We start from the raw sequence: 7,851 nt of genomic DNA on the forward strand, positions 1-7,851 counted from the left end.
TTTCTACCCGACGCCACCCACATCAACCGTCGGCGTTCGCATCTCCGGCCGTCGCGGCTGCCGGACGCCGGGACGCCCGGACCGTCGCGATACCGAGGGCCACCAGGACGGCCGCGGCGAGCGAGATGGAACCGATCGTCGCGCCGGTGGCGGCCAGGCTGCCCTGGTCGGTGGGCCCGCTCCCGCCCGGGCCGGGTGACGGCATCGGGCCCGGTGTGGTCGTCGGGGTTGCGCTCGGGGTAGGCGTCGGGCTCGGGCTGGGCGCGAGCAGCGCGTCGATCGCGAAGTCCTCCTCCAGCCAGTTCTCCCCGGCTCTGGTCAAGGCGACCGAACGCTTGGTGTCGTCCGCGGCGTATCCCTCGGGCACGGTGAGCTCGATCGCGTAGTCGCCCGGGGGCAGGTCGCCGGTGTAGTACCCGCCTGCGGCGTCGGTGACGAGCGTGGCCGTGGTGTCGGGGCCGGTCACGGTGACCGTCGCGGCCGGCACCGGGTCGCCCGCGTCGGTCACCGTGCCACCGATCGAGCCGGGGTGCGACAGGGCGAAGTCGACGCCGGTCACGTCCTCGACGCCGACCGTGACGTCGCGCGTCTCCGGCCCGTCGGCCTGGTGACCGTCCGCGACGGTGATCCGCACGGTGTGGTCACCCGGGGGCACGTCGTCGAAGGCGTAGGTGCCATCGGCGGCCGTCGTCGTGCTGAGGGTCCCGCCCGGGCCGCCCAGGCGCACGACGACTCCGGCGACCGGCTCGCCCCCGGCGGTCACCGTGCCGGAGAGCGCAGCGGGTGCCCGGACGACGAAGTCGTTGCCGGTGCTGGGCTCCTCCTGGCCGACCTCGATGGTGATGCCGTCCGGCGTCGCGGCCGTGGTGTACCCCTCGGGCAGGTCGCTGAGCAAGAAGGTGTGGTCCCGGGGCTGCACGGTCACGGTGTTCCACCGGACGCCGTCGAGCAGGTACTCGCCCTGCGAGCTCGTCACTGCGGTGAGCGGCGCGCCGCCCCCGGCCGGCGCGAGCGTGACGGTCGCGCCGTCGACGGGGGCTCCGTCGTCGGTCAGGACCGTGCCGCTCACGGCGACCGGCCGGATGTCGCGTGCGGCGAAGTCGACGCCGGTGGCGTCCGCGTCGCTGAGGTCCACCTCGCCGACCACGCGCTCGCCGTGGGGCACGAGCCCGTACGGGTGCTCGTCGTCGGCGTCCGGCAGGGTCGTCAGCTCCACCCGGTAGCCGGACGCCGCGGTGTAGCCGGAGCCGGAGAAGATGTACTGGCCGCTCTCGTCCGACGTCGTGGTGTCCAGCTCGGTGCCGTCCGGGCCGAAGAGTGTCAGCGCGGCGCCGGGGAGCACGCCCTGCGGTGCCCCGGTCTCGTCGACGAGGCTGACGGTCCCGGCGACGTCCCGCGCCAGGGAGGCGAACCACGTCTGATACACCGGGGACCCGCTGCGCTGGTAGAACTCGACGGTCAGGCTGGTGATCGGCGTGGTGGGCCGGAACCAGCCGGCGGCGCCCGACGCGTCTGCCGCCCGGACGTTGCCGATCAGCTCGCCCGTCGCCGGGTTCCAGGTCGGCACGTCGTCCGGCTCACCCGTGCAGGACGGCGACCCGTCGACCGCGCAGTAGTTGAACCCGCCTTGCCAGCCGAGCTCCGCGCCCGTGAGCAGCCGGCCGTCCGCCGACCGGGCCGTCACGACCGCACGGTCCGCGTCGATGTCGCCGAGCACGAAGGTCCAGCCGCCCGATGGCGTGGGGCGCTCGAACGAGTACGTCGTGGTCGACGGCGACGTCGGCCGGTCGGCCTGGGGGCGCAGGTTGAGGTACTGCTGGCCGCGGCTCGACCCGTAGAGCCCGCCCGGCGGCGTCGCCGCGCTGAGTCGGGAGGACGCGCCGGAGATCACGCCGACGCCGCCCCTCGAGTCGGAGGTCACCGTCGCGGCTGGGAAGCCGCCGGCCGGGAGCCGCATGGTGGTCGACCAGTCGCCCGCCGACCCGGTCAAGGAATCCCAGTCGGCCCATCCGGGGCTCATCTCTGCCGACGCCGAGATCGCTGGAACGACGGCGGCGATCGCGACCAGCACAGCAGCCGCGAGTGCGCCCAAGCCCCCTGGGGTGCGCTTCACGTTCGAAACGGTAAGAGAGAACCGGCGGAACCGCGCGAGGGCGCTTGGTTGTGCGCATACCGCTGCGGGCACTGGCCAAGGGCATGGCCGCCATCGGCGTCGAGCTGGCACGGCTCCGCCAGACCGATCACTGAGTGCTGGATATCCGCCCTTTCAGCGCTGTCGCAGGGGCGAAGATCCCGCACTCAACGGGGCTCGAACTCGCGGGCGCGGATACGGGCCAGGTGGGCGTGGACGAGGGGGAGAACACTCGCGCCCTCGCCGCTCGCCGACGCGACCCGCTTCATGGACCCGGCGCGCACGTCGCCGACCGCGAAGATGCCCGGCACCGTCGTCTCGAGGCTGGCCGGCGGGTGGCCGTCGACCCACGCCTCGCGCGGCACGTCGCGGCCCGTGAGCACAAACCCCCGCTCGTCGAGGGCCACGCCGTCGGGCAGCCACGAGCAGTCGGGCTCGGCGCCCAGCAGGCAGAACAGGCCGTCGGCGAGCGTCTTGAACGGCTCGCCGGTGTCCAGGTTCTCGAGGCGCAGCCACTGCAGCCGGCCGTCCCCGCCGCCGTCCGCGACGACGGTCCGGGTCCACACCTGGATGTTCGGCGTCGCGTCGATCTCGCGCACCAGGTAGGCGGACATCGTCTCGGCGAGGCTTGCACGCCGGACCACTATCGTCACCGCGCCCGCGAACTTGGCGAGGTGGACGGCGGCCTGGCCCGCCGAGTTGCCGCCACCGACGACGTAGACGTCGCGGTCCTGCATCTCGCGCGCCATCGACGTCGCCGCGCCGTAGTAGACGCCGGCGCCCACGAGGTCGTCGACACCGCGCACGCCCAGGCGCCGATACTTCACCCCGGTCGCGATGACGACGGTGCGGGCGCACATCTGGGCGCCGGCGACGTGCACGTGCTGGTGCTCCGGCTCGTTCGCCGGGCCCGGTTCGATCCGGTTCACCGGGCGCCCGGTGAAGAAACGCGCGCCGAACCGGCCGGCCTGGATGCGGGAGCGCTGCGCGAGCCGCATGCCCGAGATCCCGCGTGGGAAGCCGAGGTAGTTGCGGATCATCGAGCTCGACCCGGCCTGGCCGCCGATGGCGTCCCGTTCCAGCATGACCGTGGCCAGCCCCTCGGACGCCGCGTAGACCGCCGCCGCGAGACCCGCCGGCCCACCGCCGACGATGGCGACATCCGCGATCACACCCTCGGGGATCGAGTCGAACCCGCCGTAGATGGCCTCGGTGACCGCGGCGGGCGTCGCCGCCGACAGCACCCGGCCGGTGAAGGTCCGGACGAGGGGCAGCTCCGCGCCGACCCCGGCGGCCTCGACGATCTCCTGCGCCTCGTCGGCGCCAGGTCCGAGCGGACGGTACGGGAAGCCCAGGCGCTCCAGGAGGTCCCGGACCGCCGCCGCGCCCCGGTCGCCGGGCTCGGCGACCAGGTCCGTCACGGTCACCAGCGGCCGTCCGACCGACCAGCCCCACTCCGACAAGAGCTCGATCAGCGCGGTGTGGAACTCCTCGTCGCGCGGGCCGCGCGGGATGAGGACGAACGTGTCCATGTCCCGCCGCAGCGCCGCCGCGCGCAGGTCGTCGATGGCGTCGGCGAAGTCGTCGAACCAGACGAGCGCCACGCGCCGCGCCGTCGCGACGATGGCGGGCACGTGGTGCAGGAACTCGATCGACGTGCCCTCGTCCAGGAGGTGCTCCGCCGCGACCATCGCGATCGGCGCGCCCTCGGCCACGAGGTCCCGCGCACGGTCCAGGCCCGCCGAGAAACCGGTGGCGGCCTCGATCCGGTAGTCACGGTCGTACCGGGCGCGGAACTCCTGCTCGACGACGTCGGCGTGCTCGCCGACGACCAGGAGGATGACTGGCCTGTCGTCCATGGCGCTCAGCGTAGACGGTGGCCACCGCGCCGGGCGGGGGAATCCGGGCTATCCGCGCCGTCCTCCGGACCGTCCGGGGACGAGGCGCGCGGAGTTCAGGATGAAGGCCGTCTCGCTGCCCACGTGCACGAGCGCGGCGAGCACGGGGCCGAGCAGGCCGAACGCGGCGAGCACGATGCCGACCACGTCCACCGCCACCGTGCCGACGAAGTTGGTCAGCACGATCCGCCGCGCCCGGCGGGCGATGAGCAGGGTCCTGGTCAGGTCCGCCAGGTCCGAGCTGATGAGCACGATGTCGGCGCTCTCGCGCGCGACGTGGGTGCCGCTGCCCATCGCGATACCGGCGTCGGCGCGGGCCAGGGCCGGTGCGTCGTTGACGCCGTCGCCCACCATGGCGACCTTGCGGCCCGCCGCACGCTCGGCGTCGATGGCGGCCAGCTTCTGCTCGGGCAGCAGCTCCGCGCGCACCTCGTCGATGCCGAGGTCGGCGGCAACGGCGTCCGCGGTGGGCCGGCCGTCGCCGGTGAGCATCACCACCCGCAGACCCATCGCGTGCAGGTCCGCCACGCACTGCCGGGCCGAGTCGCGGACCGTGTCGGAGAGCCGGACGGTGCCCACGAACGCGCCGTCGACCGCCACGTACACGTCGGTGGTGCCCGGCCGGCCGGGTTCGCCGTCCGGGCCCGGGGCGCCGGCGTCCGGACCCGGTACGAGCGCCGCGTTGCCCACCTGGACCAGGCGCCCGTCGACGTGGGCCGACAGCCCGCGGCCGGGCTCGTACTCGAACGTCTCGGGCGTGCCCAGCGGCAGCGAGCGCTCGCGCGCGGCCCGGACAATCGCCTGCCCGAGCGGGTGCTCGGAGTACAGCTCGGCGGTGGCCGCCCAGGTCATCAGCTGGTCCTCGGAGGCGTCGCCGGCCGGACGGGCGCCCGTGACCTCCGGCGTCCCCTCGGTGAGCGTGCCGGTCTTGTCGAAGATGACGGTGTCGACGGCGGACAGCGACTCCAGGTGCGCGCCGTCCTTGATGAACGCCCCCGTGCGGGCCGCGCGCCCGATGGCCGCGAGGACCGCCAGCGGGGTGCCCGCCGCGATGCCGCACGCGCCGGCCACCACGACCACCGAGATGGTCGCCGTCACGTCGCGGGTGACGACGTAGGTGATGACGGCGCCGCCCAGGGCGAGGTACACGAGGTAGCCGGCGAAGCGGTCCGCGAGCCGCTGCACCGGGGCCTCCGAGGACTGGGCGGCGCGCACGGCGTCGACGATCTGCCCGTAGGACGACGTCGCGCCCACCCGCTCGGCGTGAATCTCCAGCGCGCCGAGATGGTTGACCGCGCCCGCGTACGCGAGGCCGCCCGGGCCGAGCTCGACCGGCATCGACTCCCCGGTGATCCGCGACTGGTCGACGCTGGACGTCCCGGCGGTCACCGTGCCGTCGACGGGCACCCGCTCGCCGGGCGAGACGACGACCGTCTGGCCCGCGCGCACCTCGTCGAGCGGCACCGTGCGCAGCTCGTCACCGTCGCGGACCTGGACCGCCGAGGGCAGGAACGCCATCAGGTCCGTCAGCGCGTCGCGGCCGCGGGCCATCGACAGGTCCTCGAGGATCTCCGCCGCGAGCACGAACGCGGTGATGACCAGCGAGGTCACCCACTCGCCGATCGCCGCCGCCGCGGCGATCGCGATGAGCATGGACAGCTCCATGCTCATCCGCCGGTGCCGCACGTCCTCCCACGCCTCGGCGACGATCGGCCAGCAGCCCACGACCAGCCCCACCAGGGCGATCACCGGCACGGCAGGCCACGGACCGGTGAGCCCGAACCCGACCAGGACCGCACAGGCCGCGACGAACAGCGTACGGGCCAGGTCGCCGCGGTCGATCCGGCGCCAGATCTCGGTCCGTTCCGGGGTGGTCTCGGCGGCGGCCGGCACACCGACGGCCGGTGCCGCGCTCACGACGCCGGCGCCGGGGTCTCGGCAACGACGTCGGCCGGCTCGGGCTCCGCCGTCCCGGCCCCGGCCGGACCGGGCTGGACCGCCCCGGACTCGTCGAGGTGATGGGGCGGCATGCCCTCGACCACGTGCTCGGCCTGGAAGACCGCGTGCGTGACGAGGCTGCGGGCGTGCTCGTCGATCAGGCTGTAGTAGACCCGTGTGCCCTCCTGGCGGGCCCGTACGATCCTGCCCCAGCGGAGCTTCGCCAGGTGCTGCGACACCACGGTGGGGCTCTTGCCGACCCTCTCGGCGAGCTCGCTGACCGGCAGCTCACCGGCGCGCAGGGCCAGGATGATCCGGATCCGCGTCGCGTCCGACAGGAGCGAGAACACCTCGGCGGCGAGGTCCACGTACTGGCTCTCCGCGTCGAATGTGCATCCCTGCTTATCTTCACGCATGCGCAGATATTAGCAGAGGCGGGAAGGGTAGAACCCGCCCGAGTAGATTCCTGCCATGGGTTCCGCGAAGCCGAACATCGTCCTCGTCCACTGGCACGACACCGGCCGCTACCTCGGGGCGTACGGGCTCGAGCACGTGCGCACGCCGAACGTCGACCGCCTGGCCGAGGACGGCGTCGTCTTCGAGCGGTCGTTCGCCACCGCGCCGCTCTGCTCCCCCTCGCGCGGCTCCCTGTTCACGGGCCGCTACCCGCACAGCAACGGCCTCATGGGCCTGGCGCACCTGGGCTGGGAGTACCACGCGAACGAGCACACCCTGCCGATGCTGCTCTCGCGGCACGGTTACCACTCGGTGCTCGTCGGCCTGCAGCACGAGAGCTCCGACCCGACGACGCTCGGCTACGACGAGGTCATCGACCTCAACGCGGACCGGCAGGCGGCTCCCGCCGTCGCCGAGCTCGCGGTGGACCGCCTGGCCACGCTGGCCGCGCAGGACGACCCGTTCCTGATGGTGGTCGGGATGTTCGAGCCCCACCGGCCGTTCCCCAAGCACCGGTTCCCGACGTCGCCGGACCTGGCCGTCGACGTGCCGCCCTACCTGGCGCAGACCGAGGAGGCGCTCGACGACCTTCGCGGCTTCAGCGCCGCGGTCACCTACGCCGACGCGGCGACCGGCCGGATCCTCGACCGGCTCGCGGCGCTCGGGCTCGACGAGAGCACGATCGTCATCTTCACCACGGACCACGGCGCGCCGTTCCCGCGGGCCAAGTCCACGCTGTACGACGCCGGGATCGAGACCGCGCTGATCGTCCGGATGCCCACGGGAACGACACGCCCGAGCCCGCGGACCCGGACGCTCACGAGCCACGTGGACGTGGTGCCGACCCTGCTCGAGCTCGTCGGCGCGCCCGTGCCCGGGAACCTCCAGGGCACGAGCTTCGCCGCCGAGCTGGTCGACGGTGCCGAAGGCGGCGGCCCGGGTGGCCCGGGGCGCGAGGCGGTCTACGCGGAGAAGAACTGGCACGACGTGCGGCAGTACGACCCCGTCCGCTGCGTGCGCACCGAGCGGTACAAGTACATAGTCAGCTACGAGGACCGGCCCGCCGTCCCGCTCCCCGGCGACATCGCCCGCTCGGGCTCGGCGATCGGGGTGGACGACGCCGCCCCGCGGCCCCGTGTCGAGCTCTACGACCTCGACGCCGACCCGCTCGAGCGAGACAACCTCGCCGGGAACGAGGCCCTCGCCGAGGTGGAGAAGGACCTCGCCGAGCGGCTCGCGACCTGGCAGCGCGAAACCGGCGACCCGGCGCTGCACGGCCCGATCCTGGCCGCACGGAGGACGCCGACGGTCCGCCCCGGCCGCGTGAAGCGGACGGCGCTCATCGACCCGCAGTTCGTCCAGCGCGGCTGAACTTTGGTTGTGGGCGTGATCGTTGCGATAACACGCCCGCTTTAGGCGCAATGATCG

Annotated in this window: 5 protein-coding genes; 1 reads left to right on the plus strand and 4 read right to left on the minus strand. The window is 73.6% G+C overall.

Features of this window, described 5'->3' with window-relative positions:
• Positions 1-22 precede the first annotated feature (22 nt).
• From EW117_RS09150 to EW117_RS09165, 4 genes are all read right to left on the minus strand, one after another.
• Entirely contained in the window at positions 23-2,113 is a 2,091-nt protein-coding gene (locus tag EW117_RS09150; protein ID WP_242504178.1) for an MSCRAMM family protein, read from the minus strand.
• 185 nt (positions 2,114-2,298) lie between these two features.
• Positions 2,299-3,990: an NAD(P)/FAD-dependent oxidoreductase gene (locus tag EW117_RS09155; protein ID WP_129785857.1), complete on the minus strand. Its 1,692-nt coding sequence runs from the start codon at positions 3,988-3,990 to the stop codon at positions 2,299-2,301.
• A 48-nt stretch (positions 3,991-4,038) separates the two neighbouring features.
• Positions 4,039-5,946 carry a heavy metal translocating P-type ATPase gene (locus EW117_RS09160; RefSeq protein ID WP_207211813.1) on the minus strand — a complete coding sequence of 636 codons (1,908 nt, stop codon included), beginning with the start codon at positions 5,944-5,946 and terminating at the stop codon, positions 4,039-4,041.
• On the minus strand, positions 5,943-6,383 hold the full coding sequence (locus EW117_RS09165; RefSeq protein ID WP_129785859.1) for an ArsR/SmtB family transcription factor: 441 nt from the start codon (positions 6,381-6,383) through the stop codon (positions 5,943-5,945). Before EW117_RS09165 ends, EW117_RS09160 begins: the two co-directional genes overlap by 4 nt.
• A 55-nt stretch (positions 6,384-6,438) precedes the next feature.
• Between EW117_RS09165 and EW117_RS09170 the strand changes: the two genes are divergently transcribed.
• Positions 6,439-7,794: a sulfatase family protein gene (locus EW117_RS09170; protein WP_129785861.1), complete on the plus strand. Its 1,356-nt coding sequence runs from the start codon at positions 6,439-6,441 to the stop codon at positions 7,792-7,794.
• Positions 7,795-7,851 lie beyond the last annotated feature (57 nt).

The sequence above is a fragment of the Promicromonospora panici genome, assembly GCF_900608595.1.
GTDB lineage: Bacteria > Actinomycetota > Actinomycetes > Actinomycetales > Cellulomonadaceae > Promicromonospora > Promicromonospora panici.

Bases quoted from the DNA above. Each gene is read 5' to 3' on its own strand.
- EW117_RS09165 (WP_129785859.1), bottom strand. From the start codon at position 6,383: ATGCGTGAAGATAAGCAGGGATGCACATTCGACGCGGAGAGCCAGTAC.
- EW117_RS09155 (WP_129785857.1), bottom strand. From the start codon at position 3,990: ATGGACGACAGGCCAGTCATCCTCCTGGTCGTCGGCGAGCACGCCGAC.
- EW117_RS09170 (WP_129785861.1), top strand. From the start codon at position 6,439: ATGGGTTCCGCGAAGCCGAACATCGTCCTCGTCCACTGGCACGACACC.